Raw genomic sequence first — 26,399 nt, forward strand, 5'->3', positions numbered from 1 at the left:
ATTTACCTAGAGGCAAATGCCCCTAGAGGGTTAGTTAAGTTTTAATGTAGATTACCAAGAGGCAGAAAAACTGAGTTTATTACTGCTAAAATCAAACTCTTTTAGTATTTTTTCTGCCCAAGTTTTTACCTCTGCCACATACTTCCAATAATCTTCTTCATTTTCTCCCCAAGATAGAGGAAAAATCTGATCACGATTTTCAGTAGTCAGTCGATTAAGGTCATTTACTAAATGATGTATATGTCCTTTATGAAGCTCTACATCTACAGCAGCATCGACTAAACAAACATTTTTGTTTAACCAATGTAGCATTGCTCGACTATAGAAATCTCCAACTGTTTCAACTGAAGCATAAGGTGTTTTTTCAAATAATAACATTACGCCCATTATTAATTTCCTTTAGAAATATAAAGGGCAGATATATTTCCTGAAGGATTTATAGCTACCCTTCAGTAAGGTGAAGTTAATTTATATAGCAGTCTACTTTTGAATTAACTGCATGATAAATTTTTGTTTGTTTCGTAGTCTTTGGTGATAATTTTTTACTTCTTCTCGCCATTTGCTATCAATACCTGCATCAGCAAGTCTTAAATAGCTCATGGGACAACGATAATAATAAGGACCTGCTGATTCACTCATCGCATTGTACCCCCAACTGTTCCAACCAGATGAATAATCTGGATGTTGAGAAATAATAATGCAATGAATCACTTTGGCCTTATCACCAACTTGTCGATTTCCATAAAAATCATTATCTTTTTTAAAGGTATACTCATTAACTGTCCACAAGATGATTTCTCCTCGTTCTTTACGAATACAATGTTTAATTGTATGTACTGAACAATCGTTATCTTCCCAAGGTTTAGTTAATCTTTCTACTAAAGACTGTTTTGAATGTTCGCAGTATAACCATCCCATGCTTGTTTCCTCATCGTTTGGTCAGCGTAATCCCGTGCTCGTGCCAGGGAGTTACCCTGACGGGATTAATAGTGTGAAGTGGTTTAGAATTAGAATGCGGTAATTAAATTCCAAAGTTGTGTACGAAAATCAAATTCATAACCAAGTTCTTCTAATCGTGCCTTCTGCATACGCATTGTTTCACGATCACAAGTTGAATCTAGTTTTATACTATTACCAAGTGGCCATAGTAAACCAAACAGCTTTTCATCATCAGATGATTTATCTGTTGCAGCTTCTGCTGTAGAGTCATTAGTTTGTTTAGAATTTGCTTTATTCTTAGCAGGTTTAGGTGCTGCTTTTGAATATTTTTTAGAGGAATCTGAAGTAAATGGCTTTTCTTCTTCTAACGGATCTTGTGCATTCGTAGAAAAAGCAGCTTCTTCTTCAGGTGTTAAGTCATCATTTTCATTAAGTTCGAAGCTATTTAAATAAGCACGACACTCAACGACAAAACGATTACCATAACAGTAATGTGAAGGTTGAATCTTATCTATCACAAATTGGCCTTGATACTTGCCTGCTTTGTACTGGTCAAGTTCTTTGTCTTTGACAACAAATTCGCCTATTGATGTAGTCAATTTTGCTGTATTAAATGGACCAAAACGTCCATCCAATGTAACAATGGTAAGTGTACCTGGGATAGTAATCATATTTAACTCCAATAAATAAAATAAATAGATATTGGAGAAACACGAGTCCCAGTATTGAGGAAATGTATTTCCCCAATTGGGTGAATTGATCTTCTGTTAACACTGTTAACAGTAATAGAATTTGTATGTATAAAGCACACATTACTAAAATTAGTAACCGTCGATGCTACCGTGCGCTTTTATCGACTTTGCGGATAGACCATACAATCTAGTCAAATTGTACTGAGTCTCAAAGGTCTTTGACTCACTGGGCAGTGTCATCAACGATGACGCTGTGAAACTTTATTCTTATCTAAATATCTAGTTGTGTCAATAGCTTTAAGTTAACTTTAAGAGCTAAAGCTGCATCAAGTAATATTAAAAAAGCCGATCAAATGATCGGCTATAGGTTTGATTACTATCGAATAACAATTAATAACAATTTAAACATCCAAATATAGATTGCTTGGTTTTAAACCTTTGGCTGTCAATTGTTCATAATGTTCTTTTAAGATTTTATCTAATGCAATAGGTTTTAGATTTTCTTCTTGCCACTTATCTAATTTAACTTTATGAAGCCTTACCATTGCAGGTATATCATAAATATCTTGATTGATAACCACTGGTGAAAATTGCCTTACTCTCCTTTTAGAAGGTGTTGGCTTTTTCTCTACCTGGTCACTACCTAAAGTTATTTCATTAAGTGCAGCACTATTTCCTACTGCTACATATTTAACGCCCATCATTAGTGCTAACATGAAACGTTTTACTAATAACATTAATGTTTGTACATCATTACTGGTAATTCTCATGGTGTTTCTCCATTTAATTAAATAAAAGGGAAACACCACTCCCATAGGGAAAGTATTTCCCTTATGGGTAAGTAATTGCAAATTAGCAATTTTCTTTTTTATGCTTTGTCTCTGGTTTAACTTGTACTAGTCCTTGCATTGCTAAAAAGTCATCTTTTGTAAAATTATCAGGTAATATAAAAATACCCTCTGAACACTCCAGAAACTTTTTACCTTTTATTTGAGATTTAGGTTCATCTGCAAATATTTCACACTGGATAGCACAAATCCTTCTAAACGAAGCATCTAATCTTTCTCGCTCCTCATCACTAAATAATCGTTTTTTAGTCCTAAAAACACTTAGCAATAAATGTTTGATAAAAAGATAAATAGAATTAATTACTTTCATGGTATTTCCTCTTTAAAAACTTAAGGAAATACCACTCCCATAAAGGAAAAGTATTCCCCTTATGGGTTAAAATTTATGGTCATTATTTCACTTCAGAAAAGTCAGTTAATACTGACAGTGAATTAAAATAATGTCGTTGAATCTTGTAACCAAGTTCATTGACATGAGTACCATAAATTATTTTCTCACTTTTAAACTGCCAATCTTCGTCACCTAAAATGTCCCTTGCCATTTGACAAGTAATCGCATCAGTAAAAGTAATGGTTATTTGGTTATCATTGATATAATGACAAACCACATTACAGATAATGATGCTTATCTTTATAGGTTCAACTTGATTAGCAGTTGCCCTACAATCATTAAATTGCAGTGTATAAGCGTTATCCATTTGTTTCTCCGATATAAACGGAGAAACACTCACCGCTTAACAGGGAAAGTATTTCCCCGTCTAGGTGGGTGGATAATTGATTGAATAATTTAGATAATAATATACAGCTTTATATCTAATAAATTGTTAGTGTGTCTGCATCATAATGCTGACATAATTTGCCTCCTATGTAATACATGGGAGGTGCCCTAGTGGGAACGCTCCCATAGGGTTATAAATTGACAATTTAGAAAGCACACATTACTAATATTTAGTAACCGTCGATGCTACCGTGCGCTTATATCGACTTTGCGGATAGACCATACAATCTAGTCAAATTGTACTGAGCTTTAAAGGTCTTTAGCTCACTGGGTAGGTACTAGTAACACTAGTAATCCATAACTATTTAATATAATCAAATATATTGTTATGTCAATGTTTTTCTAATCTCTATTGCTAAAATCTGCTATTTATATTTTCTCCACATCAGAGTTTCTATACTCTCATTTATCACCATGAACGAATCTATTACTAATAGATTCGTTACAAAATCAAGCCAAAAGTTTTTGCTGAAAACACTTTATTATTCTACTTAATAGTGGTATAAATAATTCAAACAGTAATTTAATTCATGGTACAAACAATGACTACTCAAACCAGACCAACAATATTTCAAAGGACTCGCAGAGTGCTTGGTCGTGGTTATGAACTAATTACGATTCAAGAACTGAAAATTGCTAGAGCTTTACAAAATAAAATACCTTGTGGTTATATTTTAACTCGTATTTTAGGTCTACTATTTAAACTAGCACTGATTGTTTTTTTAGTATTTATAGGTAGTTGGATATTATTTGGAGTTCTAGCTATCATGGCATTTTGGTTTTCTGATAGTAAGACTTCACAACAAATACTAGAAGAAACTATTGGCTCATCAGAACATCACCATAAATATCCTTGGCGATATGATGAGGATGGTAATTACAAATAAACTAAAAGGCTGATTATTCAGCCTTTTTTATTAACCTGGTTTTCCTTTAGCTGCTGCTTTTATTGCTCCTTCTACTATTTGTTTTGTGGTGTTTGCACCAGTAGCTGCTGCTGCACCTGATCCTGCTGTTCCCTTCTCTAATAAACCACTTATTGCTCCTCCAACATGATAACCAGCCCAAGCCATTGTAGAAACAAAAAACATGGGTAATATTAAAAACATTGCACCATTTACATAATCCATTACTTGAGATTGTACAGTACCATCTGAAACGATTGAGACAGGTAAAAAATAGCCTTTTGCCATTGATCCCCAACTTTCATTTTTATATAAAGCACTTAATAAAGATGAATCAGCCCATCGAGCTAATTCCCACCAAAAGGTCATAAAATGCAAAGTAAACATCCCAAAAGTTATTGTAAAGACAGTTTTCAAATTATAGGTACTGATTACCATTAAAATAGGCAAGGTAATAATAAGAGCCATAATTAAAAAAGCCTGTACCATCGGTAATGCAGTTCTAATAGCATTCATCTTAGGATAAAATTGTGCTTTTTCTGCAAATAATCCCACATTACTGACAGTATTGTTAATGCCATGACCAACATTATTAGCAATAGAAGGTCTACCACTTGCACCATATCCTTGAAATATTTCACCTGTAGATAAGGCTTTTTTCTGGTGTTCTGGACTCACCAGTTGACGTAATGTAGCATCTTCAACCTCTTTACTACTGGACCATGTAATCCAACCCTTTAAGCGAGTTAATAAGGTAGGGTCTACTGCATTTACTAAACGATCACGAAGCCCAATTGATGAGTCAGACCACCATTGTTTGCATGTTGGATAACCTCCCCCATTAGCGGTACGTGCACGTGCTGTATCTCTGGCTTCATTCCAAGGCCAATTCTTACGCGGTAATTTAGAATAAGCATTGTCATAATAGCCAGGTGTATTAAGTAGGTAGTCAGATCCTATCCATTTCACATCATAGGCTTGTGCATCCGTTAAAGAAGGTTTGTTATTGAAAAGCCTAGCTCTAGCAAGACCATAACAATCGTTGGTAAAGTCATAAACTTCTTGCAGTAAGATTGGATCTTCAATACGTGTTGTATCAACTTCCATTGATATTTGCCTAATATCAGGAGCACAAGGAATAGACGCTGTAGCTGCTGAAGTAATTCCTTTGCTAATTGCATGAATGAGCCACCACCATATAGGCACACTAGCCGACTGATCACCTATTGTTTCAAAACTAGTGGCATAGCCTGTTTTACTAGGTTCAGGTACACTCACTCCACAGGTAGTACTCCGACTTGAGTCAAATTTCATGTGTTCTAGTGAGATATTAAGCATCGGAATACAACAAAATAAGATCACCACATAGGCAGTAAAAAGTTTATTTTCAACCCTTGCTAAAGCTAATGCTCCTTTGTTACCTTCGTCTGCCCCTTCACCTCGTGCTGTAATCCATTCGTTGATAATAATGGAAATAAGTGGAATAGCAAATAAACCTGTTGCTACTAATGTATTCCAAATACTGTTGTTGATAATCCAAGCTAATAAGGTTAGGTAGTATTCTAAAAAACTATTAGTAGTCATTGATCATTCCCCATAGTTTTGAGCCTTCTACTAGGACGATCATGATTACAGCTAACCAACCTAACTTGTGCATTTTCTCAACACCTTCTTGGTTATTTTTTCTATGATAGATTTTTATGGTGGCATACCAGAAATACCCCACCACTATATAGATGACTAGTCGCCAAATAAGAAAGTACCAAGCAGCATTATTGAGTACTGTTTGCCATTGTTGAATACCACCCGATAATAAGGTACCTATTGATGAGATTAATAGGGCTGTTATTAGCATTAATAGGCAGAGGCCTGACACACTGGTTAGTATTTTCTTGGAGTATTGCCAGAATTTATTCATCGATACCACCTGTTGATTGTTGTGTCGTATTGAGTTTATTGAAACGATCTTTATCTGGATCTGCTGCTTCAATAGATCTTGAGGTGGCTGCATTGTAAGCTTGACGCTCTAGTACCATGCGAGCAGTGTTATTAGCTAGGGTTTGTCTTAAATCTAGCTCCATTTTGATGATTTCCATTTCATCTTTGAGGTGTTTGATATTGTTGGCTACCGCAATGGAAACAGGTTTCATTTCTTCTATACGTGGATTTTTTGACCCTGCTTGCATTAAACGTAATAGCATAAAGGCTTTTTCTAAAACAGAGGATAACGCTGTTTCTGAAGCTATACGTTGTGCAAGGATACCTTGATCAGGATCGTCTTTTAAGGCCTCTATCACGCCACGTGTCACTGGTAACATATCACTGGATACTTCTTTTAGGTTTTCAGGGGTAATGGGTTTAGCACCTGATAACAATTCTTGCATAAGTTCCAAACGTTTCTCATATTCTTCTTGTACCAGTGGTGTCAATCCTACCCCACCTGTTGAGTCAGAAGTTTTACATCCTTCAGTACGACAGGTTTGTCGTTCAGACTCTCCTACTACACGTTGAGCAAATTCTGTAGCTTCTTCAGGAGATTTCCACATCGTACAAGCAGCACCTCCTTTGCAATCACCTGTGCTAATAGAGGAGGTATCGCCTTCATCACGGTTATTAATAGCGTTATAACCTGCTTTGACGCTATCCGCAGTAATTTTAATAGGTTCTTGGTTGACCCCACCTGCTGCCATTCCTCCTAACCATGCCATACCATTTTGTCCTAAATTTTCTTCTAGGCCTTTCATAGCTGATACTGCGTCAACACCAGAGCCATCACCCAATGCTCCTGTAACTGCTCCATCTGCTGCACCTAACATATCTTGCATAGCTTGACCATCTGAGACAGCTCCAAAGGCAGCACTAGTGACTACATCTGCTAGTTTGGCAGACATGGCTTGGCAAGCTAGTTTTGATTTATCAAAATCTAATCTGCCTTGCAGTACACCATTGCTTAGTAGTTCATAAAGACCAGGATTAGCACGTTGGATTAACATCGCAGGTAGGCTTTGTACTGCCCCTGTTGCAGAGTCAACAACTTCGCCCATTAGTTGTTGAAAGCCATTAGTTATTCCATTAAGTTGGTTTTGTACAGTGGCCATCATATCCATGTTTCCGCAGATAAGATTGGAGTTCCACTCTAAACCTAGACCAATAGTATTTGGTTTGGTATAAGTAAGTGGTACACCTGAAGCATTACCACCACCTATACTGTACATAACATAATCTTCTACTACCTCTCCTGAAGTAGTAACACTGTAGTCTTTGGCTATGGATGTGCTAGCCATTGAAGCAATCAATAAAGCTAATAATGTTTTTTTCATCACTATTCCTTTTAATATTGGGAGGTTTAATTACCTATTGAGCCTAAGAAAATATCGCCTACTTTTTTACAACAACGGTAAGGTCGCCATAGAGCAAAAACATAAGCATCATTGGCACTACGTGTTGTCATTTCGGTATTAGGAAATACATCGCAAGTTTTTTCAGTAGAGGGTGATATTTGTTGCCATGTATGGGTACTATCATCATTTTCGATAACGGGTTGTTCTGGTGGCCAATAGCCATCACGGGCATGTCCTTTTATTTGGGTATAGACATGTGGTTGTCCTGATCGTGTTGTAATATCGGCTGCTCTCTGAGCTGCCATTGCTGCTGATTTATAATCATCAGGTTGAACAATGGTACCTTCTCTTGGATAAACATTACCCCACATATTGCCAGAGAATATGCTCCCTACTTCTCGCATACCAGGTGCTAAAGCTTCTGGATAAATCATTTCAGGAATACCAAAACGCCATCCAATGGTATCTAAGGTACTTAAAAAATAGGGATAAAAGGGTTGGGTAGCTGATTCGCAGGTATAACCACCATCTACTGCACTATAGGCATAGCCACCAGGGTGACCAATGACATCAGCATTTTTGAATTTGGCATGATTATTCCGTCCTCCATCACTTTGAACCATGCCTCCACCTCCTTCAGCACCAGGCACAGGTAAAGACATAGGACTTACCTCTTGCCAAGGGTTTGAACCTGTATCAGCATAGGTTGAGACTACTGCTTCAGGTACAAAATGCCTGACTTTCACTGATGTTTTTACTTTACATTTTGGATTGCACTCCATCCACAAACAAACACCTACTGGTGTCCACTGCATACAAGAAGGTGACATCGCTGAACTGGTTATCTCTGCTGTATTAGTTCCACCTCCCCCTAATTTTTGAGCATTAACAGGTGTCGCTATTACAAGCAATAGCATAGACAGTAAGCTGAATATCCATTTCATTTTCAGTTCCTCACTTGATAATCATTGATTAAAACTAGGGCTTGGCTAACATCGGCTTGCCCATATACCACATAGTTTTCACTTACTACTGCAGGTACTTTGGTAATACCCAGTTGCCAAGCTTTAGCAACTTGTAAGTAGCTTTCTATTAATGATTTTTGAAGCGTAGGATTGCTTATGCGTTCTGTTGCTTGTAGTTTTGCTTCTTCTGGCTTATTGGATAATCCCTCTGAAAGTATTTGTTCAATGTTGGATGGTTCATCCAAATAGATGACTTTATAATTACCTACGTTGTAAACAGGGTGTTTTTGATCAGTAAAGATAAGTACTTCAGCATTGCCTGTCGCAGTAGATAGAACACCTACCACAAGTAGCATGAAAAGTGCTATGGGTTTGGTAAGAATAGACATGTAATCTGGACCTCTTGTTTATCATGATGAGATCCAGATTAATATCTTATAGAAAAAATACAGCGTTTAAATAGAAATTGGTCAATTTCTATTTATTAGGGGTTAATTTATTAGACATTTTGTAGATAGTCAGCTATTTAAATGTATTGATGTGATTAACCCCGACAGTCGGCAACGAGCGAGGAGCTGACATAACGCCTACCAAGATGCGCCTTAGATTAGACATTCATAGATTTTTTGTTAAGTTCCTTGCTTATTATGAGGAGGGCCTAAATTTTTATCAGCATGCTCTGTACCAATATTGATTTCATTAGCAGCCCTTTCTGTAATAAAGAGAAGAGAACCCATATTTTTTTCAAAAATCTCCTGTATATGTGAATTATGAATATACGCATACCCATTAAGCCAGAATACAATATCCTCATCGATGTCTGAATGATAAGTTTTAATAAGTAATGTTTTTAACTCATCATCATTGCATCGATATATCAAATCCAATACATAAAATAAACTCTTTGTTTCAGACTGAAATGTTGTTTTACAATCTGACAATATGCTACTTAGCAAGTAAAAATCAAAACCACATCGGTTTTCTACAATAGTGTTGGACATCCTCGCCCAAATAGATATTCCTAATCTACGATAGCATTCAGAAACAAATGATGATTGGGTGATTTTATTCCCATTAACATCATAAAAGATCTTATCTGCTAGCGATCGATTTAAGTTTGAAATATAGCTTCTTAGGAGATTTATTCTAAACTCTCTCTCCATGATTTTTGTTTGAAACTCTGCCTTTTCAATTGACTTCATAGTCAATTCATGTGAAGCTTTATTATCTTGTGATGTCTTAAACAATGTATAGATTAAGGCTAGGATACTTAACGCTGAAAGAAGAGACCCTGTTGTTCCTGACATATAAGATCCAAAATCAGCCCATTTAGAAGAATCACTGGATAAATCGCCACTGAAGTTAATAAAAAAGACTATTGCAGGAATTGCACTCACCACAACAATAATGCACAGCACTAATAGCCATAGTGCATATTTTTTTATTTTAGACAATTAAAGCTCCCTAATGTTTGACGCTGTGTTTAAGAACATAATTCAACCAACATATGCGGAAACAGCAACAGAAGACCATCGTTGTACTCGGCATTGCTACGGCTGCTTGTGGCACAAAGCAGTCTGTCAGATTAGATCTTAACTAATTCACGTCAAAATCGCCTGGTAATCACACTAATACATATTAACTATTGTTTCTTAGTTTTCGCTTTTGTTTTAGCTGCTGCTACACTTTCTTTTAGTGTTTTACCTGCTTTAAATAATGGAGCTTTTTTAGCAGGTATTTTAATGGGTTTGCCAGTTTGTAAGTTTCTAGCCATACGTGCTGCTCTTTCTTTTACTAGGAAAGTACCAAAACCTACTAAAACTACTGATTGACCAGTTTGCAAGGTTTCAGTCACTGTTTCTAAAAAAGCATTAAGAACTTTGGTTGCTTCAGTATTTGGAATATCTGCTTTTTCGCCTATTGCCTTGATAAGTTCAGCTTTGTTCATTACTTACTCCTAAAAAAATATATCTTTGCAAAAAAATTATATCACATTGAATTATATTAACTAATTATTGTTATCCTTAATTCAGGCAAATACTGCAAACAGGTACTTTCTACTATTGTTGCTAAACTTTCTCGTGCTTTTCTTAAATCAATAACTGGAGCAATCCTGTCATAAAACTTTTGTGTAAAATCAGTCATAATATATTTCTTCCTATTATTTATTAAAGTAAATCGTTTATAAAAAAATATTTAGTGTATCAATTGTAAAATCATTTAAATTTAAGCCATTTCTGTTTCACTTCTCACTTTCAAAAAAATGCCGCCAAGGTAAAGTATCCACTCCTCTGCTTTTATCCATCATTTCTGCTTTGATAAAGACTGCTTCTAGCTCAGTACAGTTATGCTCTTTCATGATTTCAAAACGTTCTCGTTTCTCTTCAGGTTCAGTTTCAGCTAATGCAAGGATTAAACTAGGGGGTACTGCTCTAAACATTAATTCTTTGGTTTTTGAAAGCACTACACCTTCAGTGTATTTACGGGGTTCTTTAGTGGCTGACAGAAGTAGTTGTTTCTGTGGGGTATTTAAGCTCTTAAACCTCGCAATAGCTTCCACTTCATCAGGAGGCATATTTAGGCAGGTCCACCATTCGATCATGTTCAACATCGTTTCGGCTGCATTAGGAAAGTCTGCTAAGTTTTGGGTGGCTAACCAGAACCATGCACCTAGTTTTCGCCACATTTTAGTGATTTTTACCGCATAAGGAGCAACCAATGGATTTTTGGTAATAATATGACCTTCATCGGTTACCATGATAATAGGTCTACCATCATACTGATCACGTTCAGCAATATTGTTAACGGTGTTCATTAGGGAGATATAGCTAATAGCCATCTGTGCTTCGTAACCTTCACGTGCATAGGTAGCTAAGTCTACGATGGTAACATCGCTTTCTGGCCAGCTAGCCCCTTCTCTATTAAAGATTTCACCATCAAACCCTTGGGTAAATAGAAGGATGGATTCTGCCATTTCATTGATTCGTTCACTACGGTTTTCTTTAATGACAGGATCTTGAGCTGCTTCTTTTAAGGCAAAATACACATCTTCAGTAAGTATGGGTCTATTTTCTTTTACGCATTTGGTAGCAGCATCTAATATACATTGACGGATTAGACTGCGATCTGCGCGGCTTAGTTTGTGATCTTCTTTGGCTTCTCCGCCTGTAATCATGAGTCGTGCAATAATTTCCATTTCACCTAAAATATCACGTTGTGAGTCGCCTTCTTCATCCTCTTCTTCTACTTCAGGTGCTTCTGCATCAACATCAAGATTAGCGACTATATCAGGCCTTTCAACTAATAACTTTGCATCAGCAAAAGGCGCTAGGGTGATACCACTACCCATTTTTAATGATACTTGGTTAACAGTTAAATCCAATTTTTTAAAGAATTGTCCCAATAGACCAAAGGAGTTACCTGCTTCAACAATAAAGATACGAGCTCGATAAACGGCCATTACTTGTATCATTAACGCTACTAGGGAAGCTGATTTACCTGATCCAGTAGGACCAAAAATTAGCATATGGGCATTCATCGATCTATCTTGTTGTGAAAGAGGGTCAAAGGTTACGGTACCTCCTCCTCGATTAAAAAATGAGATACAAGGATGACCTGTTCCAGTGGTTCTACCCCATAAGGGTGATAGGTTAGCAATATGTTGAGCAAAATAAAGTCTGGTATACCATTGTTTAGGATCTTCATTAGGATTAAAGACCATTGGTAACCAACGTAGATAACTATTGCAAGCTGCTACTTCTTCTCCTTCTTTAACAGGCTGTAGACCTGCACTAGTTAGAATATTGTTGAGTAAGATAACTTTGTGTTGCAGTGTTCTTTCATCGGCTGCTTTCAGATAAAAGGCTATACTACCTCGATAGAGTTTGTGTTTTGAAGCAATCATATGACGCGCTTTTTTAACATCACTACGGGTAGTGGTTGAAGCCAAGTTTTCGCCAATTGCTTTTTTATCTAGCATGTTAAGACGATCTTCAAGAATGTCTTGGGGTGTTACTAACATGGTGATGGTTAAGGTGGTATCTTCAGGAAACTGATCAAATAACGCATTAAGCTGATCACCTGTGTGAGTTTCTCCTGTGATCTGACCTATTTTAGGCGCATTACGAATTTGATCCACCAATACTACCGTATGAGGGATATTGTCAAAGTACCAGACTCCTTTATCAACATCACTGGTAGGCTCACTAAAAAATAGTCTTTCAGCAAAGTCATGATCAAATGGTAGGTCTAATAGTTGTGGATCGTCAGGATCATTGGCTTTGGGTTCTAAATGCTGTACTTTACGATAGAAATCAATGGGATCATCATCGGTTAGAGACGGCTTGGGATTGAACCAAGGCATTAGCCAATCATAGAAGTCATGTCCATTCATGCGTTGGCTCTTAACCCCTGCACCACTTAAACCAACTACCACACGTTCACAGGCTTGATTGAGTTTGTGTTCAGGACTCTGAGTACTGTCTTTCACTTTATGATTAGGCATTAACCAACGATAGATGACTAATCGCACGCGTCTATTTTTGCCACGCCAAGGCAATTTGGTAATTCGGGTATCTTCAAACAGGCCTCCTTGTTTGGCGATAGTGCGTGTATGGTGTTCCATCACGGAGATATAGTGCTCTGTTAGTGCTGTGCCTCTAGCTTGGGGTTTAATATAGTTTTGAAGATTTCTAATATAAGGGGTAAAGTCGTTGTCGTCTTGGCAGTAAAACTGTACAACCCAAGGTGCTGTATCAAATTCATCAAAACTATCTTGTAGTACATCTTCTACTGTATCTCTAGCAGTTTGTAACCATTCTGCGGTTCTTCCTTCAGTACCAATAGGAGTTAGTTCAAAAATCGCACCCACTGATTGATTATCTTCTAACAAAAAGCATTGAGAATCCTCTAAATACTCAACATAAGGTAGATAATCAGTAAAGCCTGGTTCATGACTATAGAGTTTAGTTTGCTCATCCAGTTTAGTAGCTCTACGTTGTTTAGAATGTCGCCAATGCTGTTCTTCAGGTATGGCTTCATTAGTCACTTCGTTTGGTTGTTGCTTCTCTTCAATGGGTGTCTGCTTTTTGTTAAAGAGTTGCTTTAAACTAGTTAACATCAATAATCCTCCGTGCGCTCACCAGGTAGTGCATACTGCACTTTGGTATATAAGGGAAATACTGTTGAATAACCTGGTATAGGAGCTTGTTCAGCACCTGCTAAATGGGGATAAACGTACATGATTAAATCAGGATTAGGCAGTCGTTGAAACTGGCTATTGATTTCATTAATGGCAGTACGACTATAAGGCTCTTGCAGTTCATGGGGTACTTCCATCGAGCGTCTAAGTATAGAACGAGCATCCATTAATGTTTGGTTAGTCCCTGCACTGCCAGAGCTATTAAATATTTCTTGCATGGTTACACCATCATTAGGAAACATTTTATCTTTACTGGTGTAACAGCCTGTTAAGGCAGTCATTAAACTAATCAAGATGAGTATTTTTGAAAACTTGTTCATTGTGTCTTACCTTTCTACCATTAGGTTCATAATCAATCATAATTTCTTGGTCTATATGTACTGCTATTTCAGCATGAGGAGCGACATAAATAGCTGCAAAGGCTTCACCATATAGTTTGTTAATCCAGTTACGGACATCTTCTACACCACCTGAAAGAATGGTATTTAATGCACCATTACGATCACTGGAGGTACTGTTATTACCACTGCTGTAATAACCACCATTGCTGCCTTTATCATCTTTGCTTAATACGGAAGCTAAACCTGCACCTGCGGCAGTAATTAAGGATTGGGTACCAATATATTCTTTAGCATTGGATTTACGCTCACCTGATACACAAGGAATACCTATAGGATCTGAGATATAACCTAGTCCTCCTTTAATTTTGCTTGTATTAGCGTTAGATGAGTTATTACTGTTACCATTGGAACGTGTTACTTTTTCTGGTTCTGGTACCGTACGAATAGTGCCATCTTCAAAGATAAAGGTAATAGATTCGATTTGGCCTCTAACACAGGAAAGTGTCCAATCTCCTGTTGCGGTACCTGACATGACTGCTCCTGTTACTTCAGGTAAGTCAAAACCATTAGCAGCAAGGTTGTCTTTACCTACCAGTACTTTGAAGGGATATGGGTCGTTAACAGTGCCATCAACAGGTACTCGACCTATTAATGCTGTCATCGCCAAAGATCCCATAAAGGTGGAGTTTTGAGCGATGGTATAGATAGGCTTTTCGTCTTTAAAACGATCAGCATCGGTATAATGTACTTTGCGTAATTCCAGTGGTTTTTTCACTTGGTCTAAGCTGTCATTAAAGCTTTGTTGTTTTTCTGATACGGTACTACTAAACGCATTAGGAAACGCAAACCCTGTATTTTTTTGACTTGTCCTAGGGTCAACTATTTGTGCATCATTAGGTTCTATCCAAATAGTACCAATTGTTTCTTCTTCTACTGAAGAACCCCCAATAGGTAATGCTTGTTGTTGGGTATTGTTTAGATCACCAATTTTACCTTGCAGAAAATTGAATTTATCCATAATCCCTTTGGTTTTATTATCAAAGTTTTTATTGGCTGCGTCTTGTGCTTTTTCAATTTCTTTACGGGCGTTTAAGGTTGCATCACTAACTGCTTTACGAATTTGTTGATCAAACAGTTCTTCACGCTCTTTGAGACGAGCATTTTCTTTAAGGAGGTTATCATTTTTGTCTTTAACATCTTTGATTTCACTACGAGTTGCTTTCATCTGTCCTAATAGAGTAGCCAAGGTGTCTTTTGCAGTGTCACCTTCAATACCCAATGCACGTGCTTCTTCAGCAGTGAGTTCTAAGCTTGGATCAAGGTTGTTATTGGTATTTTTAGAGGAGCTAGTACTAAAAATAAATACGGCTATAAAAGCCACTACCCCTACTACAATGACCTTCAGTAGTGTATTGCTTTTCATTAAGCTTTCTCCTCAATCACAATAGAGGTAAAGAGAAATTTCTCAAGGCTAGCACCACGAGTAACTAGGTAAAGGGTGGTAGTATCTTCTGCGGTCTTAATTTCACCTAAATAGGTATGTTGAAAGGTAGCTGCATAGAAATTACCCTGTAACTTGCGTGGGTCTAAATCAATACGATTAAATCCTTTATTAGTGAGCTTTATCGCTGTCACATAGTAATCACCTAAACGCCAAGCCACTAAAGCTTTAGCTTCTATTGGATAGGTAGGCATTAGGGTCTTTAGTTGAGCATGGGTAACTTTGACAGGAACTCGACTAACCCCTGCTAAAGGTTCTATGGTGCGTAAGGGTGTATACAGTGATTGAGCAGCATAGCGTGTTAATGCTATAGGTGCAGGTATTTTAAGTGACTCAGTAACTTGTTGATTATGTGCTACCTGTTCTTCAGTAGTTAAATTAAGCTGAGCGTCTTTTTCATCGATGATTTTAACGGGTTCTAAGGCATTTTCACCATTGATCGTAGCCACATCAATAATAATAATTTCTCCCGTTTCCACTACTTGTACTTGTAGGCGTGAAGGCATTATTTGTTCAGTAGCTAGTAGGTATAATGCACCCCCAGTGGATTGCACACGTAGTTTACTTCTTAATGAAGCATCCATTCCTACACGAACATTTTTATCAATAAAGATCACACGCTCTTGATTTAACACTAAGGGAACAGCAAGTGGTAGTCGTTGCCATTTTAGTATTTCTACTGCTGAAGCTGAGAAAGAGACAATCAGGAGCATACTGACTAATAGCCATTGTTTAAAAAAGTTGATCATGGTTTATTTCCCCTCTGGTATCTCTAGTTTCTGTGGAGTTGAGTCAAAACAATCGAGTACAAGCCCAAATGGATTATGCTCAGGATCTGCATCAAATCTCAGCACCCGTAATGGATAACGTGCTACGGCTCTTTTAACTGGTTCTGACATGTAGTATTCATCAGCATTAAGGTCTAGGTTGACTCGCCACGTATTTTTATCCAGTTGTTTCACTCTTAAGGTAGGATCTTCAGCGTAACTACGACCTAAGATTTCATATACACCACGAACACGATTACGCAGTTCCCCTGCATAGCTTCTTTTTTGAAAGTCATCTTCTAAGATCGCTTTACAGCTACTTGTTAGATAAGCTTGATAAGCATTGATATTTTTTTTGTAATCCGTTTCACCATTAGTAGGCCAACGGTTTATTTGGGTAAATAGATACAGGGCAAAGCTATAAATATTTTCTGGTGGAATATCCCACCATAATCTTGTACTCCCTGCCCTTAAGTCAGGAGGAACATGTACAGTTAGTTTTTCAGGAGCTTTACTCCATCCATAGCCAAAATAGAGACAGATAGCTATTAAGCCTATGACTATAATTCTTAGTGTTAAAATGTGTGCTTTCTGTGCGTCAGCAAAATTCTTATACCTACTCATTCGTTTGCCCACTTATTTTTTGAAGAAGTTTTGTTCGTGATGGTTCACTACGTCTAATTGTCCAATGACCCGAACGAGTAATTAATGGTTTACCAAACTTAAACCCTAGTTTGTACTGTATTACCCATTGAACCTTACGGTAAAACCATGTATCTGGTTTATTACGTTTTAATCGTCTTAATAAGCTTGAGGTAGACATTAAAATAAACCCTGTGATCACAAACATAACAGTTGGAATCAATGCAGGTTTACCAAACATTAAAAAGGTAATAATCCCTGCTACTAGCCCTATCACAATACCTATCACAAAGGTGGCTATTACTTCATCTGAAGTAAGTCCCCGCATTACTACGGGGAACCTATTTAGATTTTCAGGTAAGAATGTAACAGTACCTTCTTTGTTACTGAAATCATCCATTGTTTTACCTTAACGACTGGAAGCTGCATCATTGGCTTGGTTAAGTAGCCAAATAGCAATAACAATAATGATTGCACCGATAATGACGCAGATAGCTAAATCACCCCATGTTTTCTTGCCTTTTTGAACTTCACCAAATACCACTACAGACCAATAAGCCACTGCAATAAAAGCAATGACACAGATACCGATCCCTAAAATATTGGCACTGGCTTTTAGCCATTCAAATATTTGATCTAGCAACCCTCCTGAATCATTTGGACTTTGCGCTTGGGGTAAAGCAGCCTTTGCCTGAGCAGTGGCTAATGCACACATAAATAGTGCAATATGTTCACGCCAAGTTGTTTTTAATCGTTTTAGCATCGTATATCTCCATTTCTTAAGCTTTAAAGCACAACGTAAAATAAGATTCCCAACGTAAAAGCCATACGCACCATTCCACCCATCAATTTACCTAGCGGTACATTGCCAGCAGCCCATCCTCGATAAAGCGTTACTACGGTCCAAGCCGCCCATATAAAAGCCATCGCACAAACAAAACTAAGACAAAGTAGTCCTAATTTATCGATGGCCATTCCTGAAGAACTTGTGAAAGCTGCTTTTTGTGCTTCATTCATGAGTTACTCCTTACTATCAGCACGATAATCTGTGCTTAATTCGTAAAGCTCTCTTGGTTGTGCACGAGAAGGATCAAGGTAATTCAAAATACCTTGGCGAATAGCTTGTATGTCTTTGTTGAATTGTTGGTAATCGAAACTAAAACGATCATTAACAGATGTAGATTTATTGGCATTACTTTGCTTTGCCAAAACTTCTGCATTATCTAGTTGAATTAAAATTAAACGTAATTGCTCACGCTCATAAGCAGAACTAGCCATTACATTAAATGCTAATAAACTAAAAACAATAACTACTAATTGACGACAAAAAATGCTCATTAAACAAACTCCATACAATGATGTTTTAGCGTTTAATAAGCTTCCTAAAAAATGGACTTAAATTATGCAGTTAAATAGAAATAGGCTAAAACCTATTAATTGAGGGTAGATTTCAAACAGGGAATTTATTATGCAGTTATGTTTTTTACAAAGTAGCTACAGTCAGCTATATTAATAGGTTAATTATTTAAGACATGACTTATATACAAGGATTTTGTTAATGACAGACGTTAATAACAACAATAAGCTTGAACCACCAGTAACACAAAATAACCAACATGTTAACACTGTTAACAACAAAATAGATATTGTGTCTAATAAGAAGTATGAGAAACAAATCTTTCCTTCTTCATTAAGTCAAACTCTCTACAATTGGGCAGGTTTTTTTCTACAATCCTTAACACTTTTAACAAGTTTTTTTAGTTTTATAATTGCTTTAATTATTTTTGATTTATTGCAAAAATTGGATGCAATTGATCTATATAACTCTTCTCTGGCTTCATTTAGTAGCTTACTTAGTATTGTTTTGGTTGCATTTATCTTTGCTTTTACATTCTGTGTTCTTGTTTTTACCCCTACTATAATAGCTACAATGCTAGTAACCACTAACTATAACGAAAATAAAATTCCCACTTCACTTATAATGGCTTATTTTCTTACCCCTTTAGCATTTATTATTTATTTTTGGTCATCTTGGGAGTTTACTAAAACTCTTTCTGTCGAGGAAATCCTTTGCATAGTAGCTCTAATCTTAATAGGTGTACTATTTATTCCTAGTAATTTTAAACCATACACTACTATCTGGCTTTCCATTTATCACAGTCTAACAAAAAAGAATAAAATTGAATTTTTATTCATCATCGTTTTTATCTTTATTGCCACCATACTACCAATTCCAAACTTCGCAAGTTTAAATAATTTTTTTGTAGACTCCTTAGAAAGTAAGCCCGTAAGAATTTCTATTATTATTACTTCAATATTAGGATATATCCCTGGCTGTGTTTATCTTGCACTTAAAAGCTCTAATCATAAGGCTGCTAGTATCATTACAAAAATTCTTGTCATTATAGTAATACTAGCCATATTGAGCCTGATCGTTTCTCCATTAGCCTATAAAACTATTATTTTAAAAAATTCAGGCATTTATAACGATCAAGAACAACATTTTTTATTAATTAATGACAGTTATAAAAAAGCAATTTTAACAAAGCTATTAACAACTGATAATTATGATAAAGATGAAGTTAATGATGAAACTAAAATAAAAGCTAAGTTCTTAGAAAGTAATATCTTCCCTGCTTACACTCAATACTTTCTTGGAAATAATCGTGTGCTATGTAAAAAACCTTTCCCACCACACAAATTAACAAAAAATACGAGACTTAAAAACTGCATTACCTTTAAAGACTCAGATATAGCTATTATTTATGTAGAAACTTCTAATGATGATCAAAAACATAATGCCAAAGAGAACTAAGTAGTTATTGTAAAAAATACAATTGATGACTTGGATCACCAATTAGTTTTTATAAAGCAAAACCATACTTGAAAGCCATTCTTTTATCCCTATATTTATTTTTTAAAGTAATATAGGAGTTGGAAAAATGACCGACAACAAATTTGTTAACTTTCAAGAAGACCACGAATTAAATTATCAACTTAAAAAACATGAACTCAGACAGACCGAAGCTAATCGTGAGAAGCTTCAAGAAATTGGTAAACAGACTAGAAAAGATACTAACAAAAGAAAATTAACCCAAGATGAAGTATCTTCAGCTATTAGCAGGAATAAAAATCAATTTGAAAAGAAAAAATAACTATTTTTAAGGGGTATTACTTATTTTGGTAATACCTTTTTTATATATTTACTGTTAACAGTGTTAACAGACTAAATAGCTCTTTTCCAAAACAATATAATGCCATCAGTCAGATTATAGGCTGTGCCTCTGGTGATAGATTGTTCTGTTACTTGCATTTCAACTGCCTTTAAAACAGCTTGGGTATTGATAAGTTCATACCCTTGCTTTTCATATTGATTCACATGCGCTTCAAGCTCTGATAATATTAATTTATCATCAGGTTCTTTAGGTTGTTCTTGCTTTTTAAATAATAGGCCTGTTTTATTTACTACATGAGGAATCTTAAAATAACTAGTGGTATGTCGGTAACGTTGCATAGTAACTCCTGAAGTAAGATAAATTAAAGGTATTTTTTAAAGGTAGCAGCAGTCACTGTAACTGCAATACCTAATGCAATGGCACAGGGTATTAACACCCATACAGGATTGACAGATACTGGACAGGATAAGTAAATGAACCAAGGTGCTATCAATAAGGGGGTAATCAATCGTTTAGCTCTATGATAGATAAAACTTGATTCTCGCCCTGCTCCAAAACGTCTTAAATCACGCCTTACTAGTCCTTCAGTAAAGCCTGTTAACATGGCCATCATAAATAAAGGGATTGATAGAACTAATACCATTACCCTTACAATAAAGGTTAAGGTGACATAAATAATGGCAACTAAGTAGTCTTCAATCAGAATATAGATTGTCGCTACATCATTGCCTTGTTGACTGCTAACCCTTGCACTAGAGGTAAAATCTACAAATCCTGTTTTAACAAATAACCATTCATAAATTAATTCTAATAGCCAAACAATTGTAGAGCCTGGTTCACTCACTACCAATGATTGCTTAAAGTTATCATTCAACCATCCTAATTCTGTATTAAACATCATTTGACTATGATGCCAACCCTCTTCACTCCAAAAGAAGAATATACCGATCCATTCAAAGACAATGGAGAGTAATAATGAGACTAGCAGTAGTCCTAATATTGCAAAGGGTAAGTTGATTGTTTTTCCAATAAAACCTTTGGGTTTAGCTTGTATTCTTTGTGCTTCAGATACTGTGCTACTCATATTTTTTCCTAATGTATGCTAACAGTGATTTCATTAAGATAGAGAACTGCTTTACCTACATCAGGGTCGTCTATCATAAGGGCCTTTGTTGCAATACTTACTTCTTCAAGTACTGTTGGCTTTAATCCTAGCTCTATGAGTTGTTTGATTAAGCTTTCTTCTGTGTCAGAATGAAATAAGAGTTTATTGAGCAGTGTTTTTAGGTAATCTGAAGCAATTTTATCAACTTCTAAACTATGTACTTGAATAGAGTTAATAATCGTTTTGCTGTGGTTGCATTCGGCCATTTGCATTATGTTGTCCTTAGTCTTGCAAGTCAGCAGTTGCTTCATAAGATTGTTCAGTCATTTGACTACCAAAAAACATAAGCTCATCATCTATACCATCATCTATTACTGAAGGTGGTGTACTGTATGATTTAAGTAAATCTTCAAAGCCTTCAATACTAGAAGGTGCACTGATAGAGGACTTCCACCACTCCCCTGCATTAGCGTTGTAGTTCTTTCGCATGTCGTTAACAAGGTCTTGTAAACGATCAGGCAGAATGTCATCTGGATCTGGTTTAGGTAATGGCATTCTAACTTTCCAAAGCTGTCCACCTTCTTGTAAAGAGAACATTTGACCTTTAGGTAGTTTGGTCATAATGGCAGGTTCTAACATAGGTACACTGGTTTGACTTACCCGATCTTGAGAGGATGATGTGAACTGTGTGTTGGCTGTTGGATCAGCCACATCCGTTGCACCAGATACTAATGTATTGGTTAGGATATTAACTTTAGGCAGTTGGTTGGTGAGTAGTTCTCCTGTTTTAGGTTCACGTACTCTAAGCATTTGTAAGTTATTAAAGTTACCTATTACTTGCCCTGCCTTTGCAGCATTACCTATACGTGCTTCAATATCACTTAGTGTCTGTGTATAGGCAGTCACTTGAATACCTGCACCACCCCCCTTATTGATTAAGGGTATAAATTCATCGCCCATTAATTCGTTAAATTCATCTGCATGAATATTAATAGGTGTTTTTTTATTGGTTGCTTGCCCTGGTAAGCCTTCATTTAAACCATGTTTGTAAATCCACCCTGCCATTGATACTAAGTCGGCAAACATGGAGTTACCTACTGCTGCTGCCACTTCTGAGTCTGACATGGCATCTAAGCCAACATAAACTACACCACGCTTACGAATAACCTGTTGCCAATCAAAGATTGGACGATCATCGTTTAAGTCGGTGTAATCAGGTGCTAGTAGTTCGGCTGTTTTACCAGAGGTTAGTTTTTCAAGCAGGGGCAATAAGGAAGCTACGATCTTATCAAAGTAGGTTTTATCATAGCGTATCGCTGAACGTAGACCATCTAGTACAGGGTCGTAGGTTTTGCTTACAGTGATATATTGTTCAATAGCAATCACTCGTTTTTCACGACCACGCATATTCATGGGTATATTTTTATCGTTCAGGCCTCCTTCAATTTTGACAATTAGTTCAGCAGCATTAGGTTGGTATTTGTTGAAGTAGGTCATGGCATATTCAACAAAGAGTTCATCCATATTAATTACATAACGGGCAATTAATGAATAATCAGGACGCTTACCTAAACCTACCAGTGCTCTGGCTATGATGTTAACAAATCGCCAAGCAAATTCTTTAAACGCTGCACTATTACCCGATCCACTAAGTTGCCCTGCTACCCTTGAAGCAACTTCAGATACACGTCCAAAACGACCTACGGCATTATATCGTGCTGATATTTCAGGGTGTCCTAGATGGAACATATAGAATTCATTTAAACGACCTGCACGTTTACATTCAGCATACATTCGCTTCAGTAGATCAGCATCACCTTTAGGATCAAATACAATTACCACTTCTCCACGATGTATATCTTGGGTAACATAAACTTCGCATAGACGAGTTTTACCTACACGAGTAGTTCCGAAAACAACTGTATGTCCAACTCTTTCACCTAATGGTAAATAAGCATCTACTTCATTGGGTTCTACACCATGTATGGTTGATTTACCCCCCACAGGTGGTAATGGTCTAACAGGGTTAAGCCAATGGTCTGTTTGTGTGAGTTTAGTCAGTGGTGCTAGTGAGGTATTTTCAAACTTTTTCTCTAAATAGCGAGCTAAATTAAAGAAACTTGAAGGGGTAACATATTTTTGAACATTGGGATCATCAGAATCGATTAGTCGTTGCGTATGCTCTCTTGTCCACATGAAACCTTTGCCCATAAACAAGAATTTATTGCTAATAGGTATTTGCTTTGAGGTCATTTCATAGGTAGGCAGTCGCTTTATATTACGATGGTAACGCAGCACTTCATAACCTTGTTTAGCTCTAATAGTACCTAAACAACCAAATCCTATTGCTGTATAAATACCTATTTGTGGTGATAATGCTAACGCCCAAGGAGAATGCAAACAGAGTGCTGCACTACCAAAACAAACAGTTGCAGTATACAACTCTACAGGAGGCCTTAATTTTGATTCTAAGATATGCTTTTTTGCCATAGCCTTTTCCCTCGTCAAAGCCTTTTTATTGTTCTATACCAGTGGCAGTGATTAATACTGGATAATGAGTCAATTTAAAGCGATCTGCGATGTCATCTCCTGAGACAGGTAATAAAGTGACATCAGGAAGAAAGGTGCGGATCTTTTTTAATGAAGCTTCATTGTTGGCATTAACGATTAATCCAACCGCTTTTAAACGTCTAAGTATGTCAGCCCTGTTTTGTAACCATTGATAGGAATAATCATCATCACCTACGAGAAAAAAAGGCCTAATCAAGCCATTAGCATTGATCAAACGTGGCTCAACCTTACCTGGTGTTAATCGTTTACTCACGATAGGTAGTACTGAGCGTTCATCATAAGGAACTTTTACAAGAGGAATGGGCTTAACTGGCTTTTTATCATTTTGAATATTAAGTGTTTGATAGTACTGAAGTGCTGACTCACCTCCAAGATCAGCTACAATGGTTAGCTTATCATTGGCTGTAGCTACTAAACTTGTGAAACTAATAAAAAGGTATAAAGGGAGTTTGTACATTTGTTCACCTTTAGATTTTGTTAACACTGTTAACAGTGTTAACAACGTTGCATTGAAGAGATAAAAAAGACTTCCCTGTCAAATGGCATTAATGCCCTATGGCAAAACCTGCGCCTAGACCGATTCCACCTTTAGTATCCGAGGAGAAGTTAAATTTCATGACAGTTCTAGTACTGGTGTTGTGTTCAATGCCAGCTGCTATGGCTTGTTGATTACGAAAGTTAGCAACACCTACGCCATAAGAGGTTTGATAGCCTTCCTTTTTCGGAATAGAAGCAATAGCTAACGCACCTGCCACCCCTGCAAAAGCATCATTTCGATAGTTATCAATTTTTTTATCTAAGCGATTTATCTGACTATCGATATAGCCACGATTTTTCTGAAAAAGTTGATCAATTGCCTGATTGTATTGGTAATCAGTATATTGATTAGCTTCGTTGATAATAGTAGGTACTCTGCTATCAGTGTAGTTATTTGCATTTTGAAGTGTTTCACTCGCTTTACTATTAAGCTGACCAACATTTACTGCATCAGTATCTGCCACACCTGCTTTGATACCAGTAAGTTGACGATCTCCAAAGTTGACTTCATCTTCTCGATTGGCTGTTGACCCACTGCCAATGGCAATACCCCCATTACTAGCAGTACCACCTCCAATGGCCATGCTATTTTCGCCTGATACATTATTGTTGTTACCGATAGCAATATTGTTTGAACCTGAAACAGTATTGTTGTTGCCAATAACTTGGCTATTTTCTGTATCTTTAATTGTATTGCTATTGCCCATTGCCGAGGTGCCAGTGGCATTTTCTACATTATTTCCAATCCCATTAACATTACTATCAGTCGCTGTATTGATCGTATTATTTGAACCAATGCTGTTAGTATTGGTTACATCTGTAATGCGATCACCCCACCCAATATTGACACTTTTATCTGCATTAGTGATGACATTGCCATCACCATGTAGCACATTATCTGGCATAACCACATTAACTGTTCTAGCATGAGTATTAGCAATTGTTAAAGCTAATACACTAATAATAAATAAACCTTTCTTTTTAACATTTTTCATAAAACACCTTATTTCACTCTAACGTTGTAAATCTAATAAATAATTGCCATTGGCTTTACGCTTTAGAAGCCATAAGCCAGTGATAACGATAAACTTGTATCTTTCTGGGTGTTGAAAGCAATAGATGATCCTAATGCAACTCTTTTGGTAATACCCCACTTAACACCCAAGGCATAAGCCATTTCATTTTTGTAGGTACCTACCCCCATACCGAAACTAACTTGCTTGCCTAATTTTTGGGGTACTGAGGCTGAAGCTATAGCTGAAGAGATACCTGCATTGACTTCTTTTTGTATCTTTTCTAGTTTTTTATTTAGTTGATTAATACGCCCTGTGGTATAAGCATTGTCTTTGGAAAAGTCGATAGTGCTGTCATTTAGCAATTCGTAGATTTTTTGGTCTGTATAGCTATTGGCTACTGATTTTGCATCTTCAAAGGTATCATCGGTATACTGTTTTGCATCATCCAATACTTCCAGTGCTTTACTATTCATTTGACTGACATTAACACCATCAGTATCCGCTTGCCCTGCTAATATGCCAGTGAGTTGACGATCTCCAAAGTTAACTTCATCTGTTCGACTAGCAGTTGAATTACTACCTATTGCTATACCACCATTGGAGGCACTATTATTACTCCCTAACGAAATACTATTGGTTCCTGAAACGGTACTATTATTGCCTATAGTAATATTGCCTGTACCTGTTACAGTGTTGTTATTGCCAATGGTGTTAGAGTGTGCAGTATTGGTACTATTACTGTTGCCAAAAATATTAGCTCCATTTGTCCAAATAGAGCCTCTGACGGTATTATTATTACCAAAGGCACTATTCCATTCCCCCGTACCAAAATAGTTACCAGAACCTGTGACCATACTCGACTCTGAACTTCTTGTTTCCCCACCAGGGTCTATGTCTGTTAAGGTATTGTTATAACCATTTGTTACGGAGTATGGCGACTGGTTATTGCCATTTCCGTCACCATATACCTCAACATCTAAAATGGTAGACCAGTTCCCTGCTATTGCTATATTCGTCATAAATAAGGGTAAAACTAATAACAATTTATTTCTCATACTTTCTACTACCTACAACT

At 36.7% G+C, this 26,399-nt stretch carries 33 protein-coding genes; 3 read left to right on the forward strand and 30 right to left on the reverse strand.

Going from position 1 to position 26,399, the window contains the following annotated elements; genetic code table 11:
* Positions 1-51 precede the first annotated feature (51 nt).
* The 6 genes from ACQVD9_RS10440 to ACQVD9_RS10465 all read right to left on the reverse strand — a co-directional run bounded on the left by ACQVD9_RS10440 (position 52) and on the right by ACQVD9_RS10465 (position 3,177).
* Positions 52-387: a hypothetical protein gene (locus ACQVD9_RS10440; protein ID WP_201095331.1), complete on the reverse strand. Its 336-nt coding sequence runs from the start codon at positions 385-387 to the stop codon at positions 52-54.
* 93 nt (positions 388-480) lie between these two features.
* Positions 481-918, reverse strand: coding sequence for a hypothetical protein (locus tag ACQVD9_RS10445; protein WP_201095330.1), 438 nt, complete (start codon positions 916-918; stop codon positions 481-483).
* A gap of 89 nt (positions 919-1,007) precedes the next feature.
* A complete protein-coding gene (locus tag ACQVD9_RS10450) occupies positions 1,008-1,610 on the reverse strand; it encodes a DUF3275 family protein (RefSeq protein WP_201095329.1) in 603 nt (200 codons plus the stop codon).
* 422 nt (positions 1,611-2,032) lie between these two features.
* Positions 2,033-2,401, reverse strand: a complete 369-nt coding sequence (locus ACQVD9_RS10455; protein ID WP_201095328.1) for a hypothetical protein — start codon at positions 2,399-2,401, stop codon at positions 2,033-2,035.
* 82 nt (positions 2,402-2,483) lie between these two features.
* A complete protein-coding gene (locus ACQVD9_RS10460; protein ID WP_201095327.1) occupies positions 2,484-2,789 on the reverse strand; it encodes a hypothetical protein in 306 nt (101 codons plus the stop codon).
* An 82-nt stretch (positions 2,790-2,871) separates the two neighbouring features.
* Positions 2,872-3,177, reverse strand: a complete 306-nt coding sequence (locus ACQVD9_RS10465) for a hypothetical protein (RefSeq protein WP_201095326.1) — start codon at positions 3,175-3,177, stop codon at positions 2,872-2,874.
* Positions 3,178-3,799: 622 nt separating this feature from the next.
* Between ACQVD9_RS10465 and ACQVD9_RS10470 the strand changes: the two genes are divergently transcribed.
* Positions 3,800-4,144, forward strand: coding sequence for a hypothetical protein (locus tag ACQVD9_RS10470; protein ID WP_201095325.1), 345 nt, complete (start codon positions 3,800-3,802; stop codon positions 4,142-4,144).
* A gap of 30 nt (positions 4,145-4,174) precedes the next feature.
* Here the strand turns inward: ACQVD9_RS10470 and ACQVD9_RS10475 are convergent, their stop codons facing one another.
* The 17 genes from ACQVD9_RS10475 to ACQVD9_RS10555 form a co-directional block, all read right to left on the reverse strand.
* A complete protein-coding gene (locus ACQVD9_RS10475; RefSeq protein ID WP_201095323.1) occupies positions 4,175-5,746 on the reverse strand; it encodes a conjugal transfer protein TraG N-terminal domain-containing protein in 1,572 nt (523 codons plus the stop codon).
* On the reverse strand, positions 5,736-6,080 hold the full coding sequence (locus ACQVD9_RS10480; RefSeq protein WP_201095320.1) for a hypothetical protein: 345 nt from the start codon (positions 6,078-6,080) through the stop codon (positions 5,736-5,738). Before ACQVD9_RS10480 ends, ACQVD9_RS10475 begins: the two co-directional genes overlap by 11 nt.
* Entirely contained in the window at positions 6,073-7,482 is a 1,410-nt protein-coding gene (locus ACQVD9_RS10485) for an integrating conjugative element protein (RefSeq protein WP_201095318.1), read from the reverse strand. Before ACQVD9_RS10485 ends, ACQVD9_RS10480 begins: the two co-directional genes overlap by 8 nt.
* A gap of 26 nt (positions 7,483-7,508) precedes the next feature.
* Positions 7,509-8,447 (reverse strand): TIGR03756 family integrating conjugative element protein, encoded by a 939-nt coding sequence (locus ACQVD9_RS10490; protein ID WP_201095316.1) that lies wholly within the window; start codon positions 8,445-8,447, stop codon positions 7,509-7,511.
* 2 nt (positions 8,448-8,449) lie between these two features.
* A complete protein-coding gene (locus tag ACQVD9_RS10495; protein ID WP_201095314.1) occupies positions 8,450-8,857 on the reverse strand; it encodes a TIGR03757 family integrating conjugative element protein in 408 nt (135 codons plus the stop codon).
* 240 nt (positions 8,858-9,097) lie between these two features.
* Positions 9,098-9,922, reverse strand: coding sequence for a hypothetical protein (locus ACQVD9_RS10500; protein WP_201095312.1), 825 nt, complete (start codon positions 9,920-9,922; stop codon positions 9,098-9,100).
* Positions 9,923-10,110: 188 nt separating this feature from the next.
* Entirely contained in the window at positions 10,111-10,416 is a 306-nt protein-coding gene (locus ACQVD9_RS10505; protein WP_201095310.1) for an HU family DNA-binding protein, read from the reverse strand.
* Between the two features lie 56 nt (positions 10,417-10,472).
* A complete protein-coding gene (locus ACQVD9_RS10510) occupies positions 10,473-10,613 on the reverse strand; it encodes a hypothetical protein (protein WP_201095308.1) in 141 nt (46 codons plus the stop codon).
* A gap of 97 nt (positions 10,614-10,710) precedes the next feature.
* On the reverse strand, positions 10,711-13,587 hold the full coding sequence (locus ACQVD9_RS10515; RefSeq protein WP_264745954.1) for a conjugative transfer ATPase: 2,877 nt from the start codon (positions 13,585-13,587) through the stop codon (positions 10,711-10,713).
* Positions 13,587-13,988 carry a TIGR03751 family conjugal transfer lipoprotein gene (locus tag ACQVD9_RS10520; protein ID WP_264745955.1) on the reverse strand — a complete coding sequence of 134 codons (402 nt, stop codon included), beginning with the start codon at positions 13,986-13,988 and terminating at the stop codon, positions 13,587-13,589. Before ACQVD9_RS10520 ends, ACQVD9_RS10515 begins: the two co-directional genes overlap by 1 nt.
* The gene (locus ACQVD9_RS10525; protein WP_264745956.1) at positions 13,954-15,432 is read right to left on the reverse strand and encodes a TIGR03752 family integrating conjugative element protein; all 1,479 of its coding nucleotides are present in this window, start codon (positions 15,430-15,432) and stop codon (positions 13,954-13,956) included. Before ACQVD9_RS10525 ends, ACQVD9_RS10520 begins: the two co-directional genes overlap by 35 nt.
* Positions 15,432-16,259 carry a TIGR03749 family integrating conjugative element protein gene (locus tag ACQVD9_RS10530; RefSeq protein WP_264745957.1) on the reverse strand — a complete coding sequence of 276 codons (828 nt, stop codon included), beginning with the start codon at positions 16,257-16,259 and terminating at the stop codon, positions 15,432-15,434. The genes ACQVD9_RS10525 and ACQVD9_RS10530 overlap by 1 nt, the downstream gene beginning before the upstream one ends.
* 3 nt (positions 16,260-16,262) lie before the next feature.
* Positions 16,263-16,901, reverse strand: coding sequence for a PFL_4703 family integrating conjugative element protein (locus ACQVD9_RS10535; protein ID WP_201095303.1), 639 nt, complete (start codon positions 16,899-16,901; stop codon positions 16,263-16,265).
* Positions 16,894-17,319: a TIGR03750 family conjugal transfer protein gene (locus ACQVD9_RS10540; RefSeq protein ID WP_201095301.1), complete on the reverse strand. Its 426-nt coding sequence runs from the start codon at positions 17,317-17,319 to the stop codon at positions 16,894-16,896. The genes ACQVD9_RS10535 and ACQVD9_RS10540 overlap by 8 nt, the downstream gene beginning before the upstream one ends.
* A gap of 9 nt (positions 17,320-17,328) precedes the next feature.
* Complete coding sequence (locus ACQVD9_RS10545) at positions 17,329-17,682, reverse strand: TIGR03745 family integrating conjugative element membrane protein (protein WP_201095299.1); 354 nt, start codon at positions 17,680-17,682, stop codon at positions 17,329-17,331.
* A 23-nt stretch (positions 17,683-17,705) separates the two neighbouring features.
* Positions 17,706-17,936 (reverse strand): TIGR03758 family integrating conjugative element protein, encoded by a 231-nt coding sequence (locus tag ACQVD9_RS10550; RefSeq protein WP_201095297.1) that lies wholly within the window; start codon positions 17,934-17,936, stop codon positions 17,706-17,708.
* 3 nt (positions 17,937-17,939) lie between these two features.
* Positions 17,940-18,257, reverse strand: coding sequence for an integrative conjugative element protein, RAQPRD family (locus tag ACQVD9_RS10555; RefSeq protein WP_201095296.1), 318 nt, complete (start codon positions 18,255-18,257; stop codon positions 17,940-17,942).
* 220 nt (positions 18,258-18,477) lie between these two features.
* Between ACQVD9_RS10555 and ACQVD9_RS10560 the strand changes: the two genes are divergently transcribed.
* On the forward strand, positions 18,478-19,734 hold the full coding sequence (locus tag ACQVD9_RS10560) for a hypothetical protein (protein WP_201095295.1): 1,257 nt from the start codon (positions 18,478-18,480) through the stop codon (positions 19,732-19,734).
* 127 nt (positions 19,735-19,861) lie between these two features.
* Complete coding sequence (locus tag ACQVD9_RS10565; protein WP_201095294.1) at positions 19,862-20,074, forward strand: hypothetical protein; 213 nt, start codon at positions 19,862-19,864, stop codon at positions 20,072-20,074.
* A gap of 71 nt (positions 20,075-20,145) precedes the next feature.
* On the opposite strand, the gene ACQVD9_RS10570 is transcribed toward ACQVD9_RS10565, so the two are convergent.
* From ACQVD9_RS10570 to ACQVD9_RS10600, 7 genes are all read right to left on the reverse strand, one after another.
* Positions 20,146-20,433: a hypothetical protein gene (locus ACQVD9_RS10570; protein WP_201095293.1), complete on the reverse strand. Its 288-nt coding sequence runs from the start codon at positions 20,431-20,433 to the stop codon at positions 20,146-20,148.
* 23 nt (positions 20,434-20,456) lie between these two features.
* Complete coding sequence (locus tag ACQVD9_RS10575) at positions 20,457-21,179, reverse strand: TIGR03747 family integrating conjugative element membrane protein (RefSeq protein WP_201095292.1); 723 nt, start codon at positions 21,177-21,179, stop codon at positions 20,457-20,459.
* 8 nt (positions 21,180-21,187) lie between these two features.
* The gene (locus ACQVD9_RS10580; protein ID WP_201095291.1) at positions 21,188-21,472 is read right to left on the reverse strand and encodes a hypothetical protein; all 285 of its coding nucleotides are present in this window, start codon (positions 21,470-21,472) and stop codon (positions 21,188-21,190) included.
* A 10-nt stretch (positions 21,473-21,482) separates the two neighbouring features.
* Positions 21,483-23,690 carry a type IV conjugative transfer system coupling protein TraD gene (gene traD, locus ACQVD9_RS10585; protein WP_201095288.1) on the reverse strand — a complete coding sequence of 736 codons (2,208 nt, stop codon included), beginning with the start codon at positions 23,688-23,690 and terminating at the stop codon, positions 21,483-21,485.
* 25 nt (positions 23,691-23,715) lie between these two features.
* Complete coding sequence (locus ACQVD9_RS10590; RefSeq protein WP_201095286.1) at positions 23,716-24,228, reverse strand: integrating conjugative element protein; 513 nt, start codon at positions 24,226-24,228, stop codon at positions 23,716-23,718.
* Between the two features lie 88 nt (positions 24,229-24,316).
* Entirely contained in the window at positions 24,317-25,303 is a 987-nt protein-coding gene (locus tag ACQVD9_RS10595) for a YadA-like family protein (protein WP_201095284.1), read from the reverse strand.
* A gap of 62 nt (positions 25,304-25,365) precedes the next feature.
* The gene (locus ACQVD9_RS10600) at positions 25,366-26,379 is read right to left on the reverse strand and encodes a YadA-like family protein (protein WP_201095282.1); all 1,014 of its coding nucleotides are present in this window, start codon (positions 26,377-26,379) and stop codon (positions 25,366-25,368) included.
* Positions 26,380-26,399 lie beyond the last annotated feature (20 nt).

The organism is Entomomonas sp. E7T21, from assembly GCF_058693955.1.

Coding starts and splice junctions, on each gene's coding strand:
- ACQVD9_RS10440 (WP_201095331.1), bottom strand. CDS start 387: ATGGGCGTAATGTTATTATTTGAAAAAACACCTTATGCTTCAGTTGAA.
- ACQVD9_RS10445 (WP_201095330.1), bottom strand. CDS start 918: ATGGGATGGTTATACTGCGAACATTCAAAACAGTCTTTAGTAGAAAGA.
- ACQVD9_RS10450 (WP_201095329.1), bottom strand. CDS start 1,610: ATGATTACTATCCCAGGTACACTTACCATTGTTACATTGGATGGACGT.
- ACQVD9_RS10455 (WP_201095328.1), bottom strand. CDS start 2,401: ATGAGAATTACCAGTAATGATGTACAAACATTAATGTTATTAGTAAAA.
- ACQVD9_RS10460 (WP_201095327.1), bottom strand. CDS start 2,789: ATGAAAGTAATTAATTCTATTTATCTTTTTATCAAACATTTATTGCTA.
- ACQVD9_RS10465 (WP_201095326.1), bottom strand. CDS start 3,177: ATGGATAACGCTTATACACTGCAATTTAATGATTGTAGGGCAACTGCT.
- ACQVD9_RS10470 (WP_201095325.1), top strand. CDS start 3,800: ATGACTACTCAAACCAGACCAACAATATTTCAAAGGACTCGCAGAGTG.
- ACQVD9_RS10475 (WP_201095323.1), bottom strand. CDS start 5,746: ATGACTACTAATAGTTTTTTAGAATACTACCTAACCTTATTAGCTTGG.
- ACQVD9_RS10480 (WP_201095320.1), bottom strand. CDS start 6,080: ATGAATAAATTCTGGCAATACTCCAAGAAAATACTAACCAGTGTGTCA.
- ACQVD9_RS10485 (WP_201095318.1), bottom strand. CDS start 7,482: ATGAAAAAAACATTATTAGCTTTATTGATTGCTTCAATGGCTAGCACA.
- ACQVD9_RS10490 (WP_201095316.1), bottom strand. CDS start 8,447: ATGAAATGGATATTCAGCTTACTGTCTATGCTATTGCTTGTAATAGCG.
- ACQVD9_RS10495 (WP_201095314.1), bottom strand. CDS start 8,857: ATGTCTATTCTTACCAAACCCATAGCACTTTTCATGCTACTTGTGGTA.
- ACQVD9_RS10505 (WP_201095310.1), bottom strand. CDS start 10,416: ATGAACAAAGCTGAACTTATCAAGGCAATAGGCGAAAAAGCAGATATT.
- ACQVD9_RS10510 (WP_201095308.1), bottom strand. CDS start 10,613: ATGACTGATTTTACACAAAAGTTTTATGACAGGATTGCTCCAGTTATT.
- ACQVD9_RS10515 (WP_264745954.1), bottom strand. CDS start 13,587: ATGTTAACTAGTTTAAAGCAACTCTTTAACAAAAAGCAGACACCCATT.
- ACQVD9_RS10520 (WP_264745955.1), bottom strand. CDS start 13,988: ATGAACAAGTTTTCAAAAATACTCATCTTGATTAGTTTAATGACTGCC.
- ACQVD9_RS10525 (WP_264745956.1), bottom strand. CDS start 15,432: ATGAAAAGCAATACACTACTGAAGGTCATTGTAGTAGGGGTAGTGGCT.
- ACQVD9_RS10530 (WP_264745957.1), bottom strand. CDS start 16,259: ATGATCAACTTTTTTAAACAATGGCTATTAGTCAGTATGCTCCTGATT.
- ACQVD9_RS10535 (WP_201095303.1), bottom strand. CDS start 16,901: ATGAGTAGGTATAAGAATTTTGCTGACGCACAGAAAGCACACATTTTA.
- ACQVD9_RS10540 (WP_201095301.1), bottom strand. CDS start 17,319: ATGGATGATTTCAGTAACAAAGAAGGTACTGTTACATTCTTACCTGAA.
- ACQVD9_RS10545 (WP_201095299.1), bottom strand. CDS start 17,682: ATGCTAAAACGATTAAAAACAACTTGGCGTGAACATATTGCACTATTT.
- ACQVD9_RS10550 (WP_201095297.1), bottom strand. CDS start 17,936: ATGAATGAAGCACAAAAAGCAGCTTTCACAAGTTCTTCAGGAATGGCC.
- ACQVD9_RS10555 (WP_201095296.1), bottom strand. CDS start 18,257: ATGAGCATTTTTTGTCGTCAATTAGTAGTTATTGTTTTTAGTTTATTA.
- ACQVD9_RS10560 (WP_201095295.1), top strand. CDS start 18,478: ATGACAGACGTTAATAACAACAATAAGCTTGAACCACCAGTAACACAA.
- ACQVD9_RS10565 (WP_201095294.1), top strand. CDS start 19,862: ATGACCGACAACAAATTTGTTAACTTTCAAGAAGACCACGAATTAAAT.
- ACQVD9_RS10570 (WP_201095293.1), bottom strand. CDS start 20,433: ATGCAACGTTACCGACATACCACTAGTTATTTTAAGATTCCTCATGTA.
- ACQVD9_RS10575 (WP_201095292.1), bottom strand. CDS start 21,179: ATGAGTAGCACAGTATCTGAAGCACAAAGAATACAAGCTAAACCCAAA.
- ACQVD9_RS10580 (WP_201095291.1), bottom strand. CDS start 21,472: ATGCAAATGGCCGAATGCAACCACAGCAAAACGATTATTAACTCTATT.
- traD (WP_201095288.1), bottom strand. CDS start 23,690: ATGGCAAAAAAGCATATCTTAGAATCAAAATTAAGGCCTCCTGTAGAG.
- ACQVD9_RS10590 (WP_201095286.1), bottom strand. CDS start 24,228: ATGTACAAACTCCCTTTATACCTTTTTATTAGTTTCACAAGTTTAGTA.
- ACQVD9_RS10595 (WP_201095284.1), bottom strand. CDS start 25,303: ATGAAAAATGTTAAAAAGAAAGGTTTATTTATTATTAGTGTATTAGCT.
- ACQVD9_RS10600 (WP_201095282.1), bottom strand. CDS start 26,379: ATGAGAAATAAATTGTTATTAGTTTTACCCTTATTTATGACGAATATA.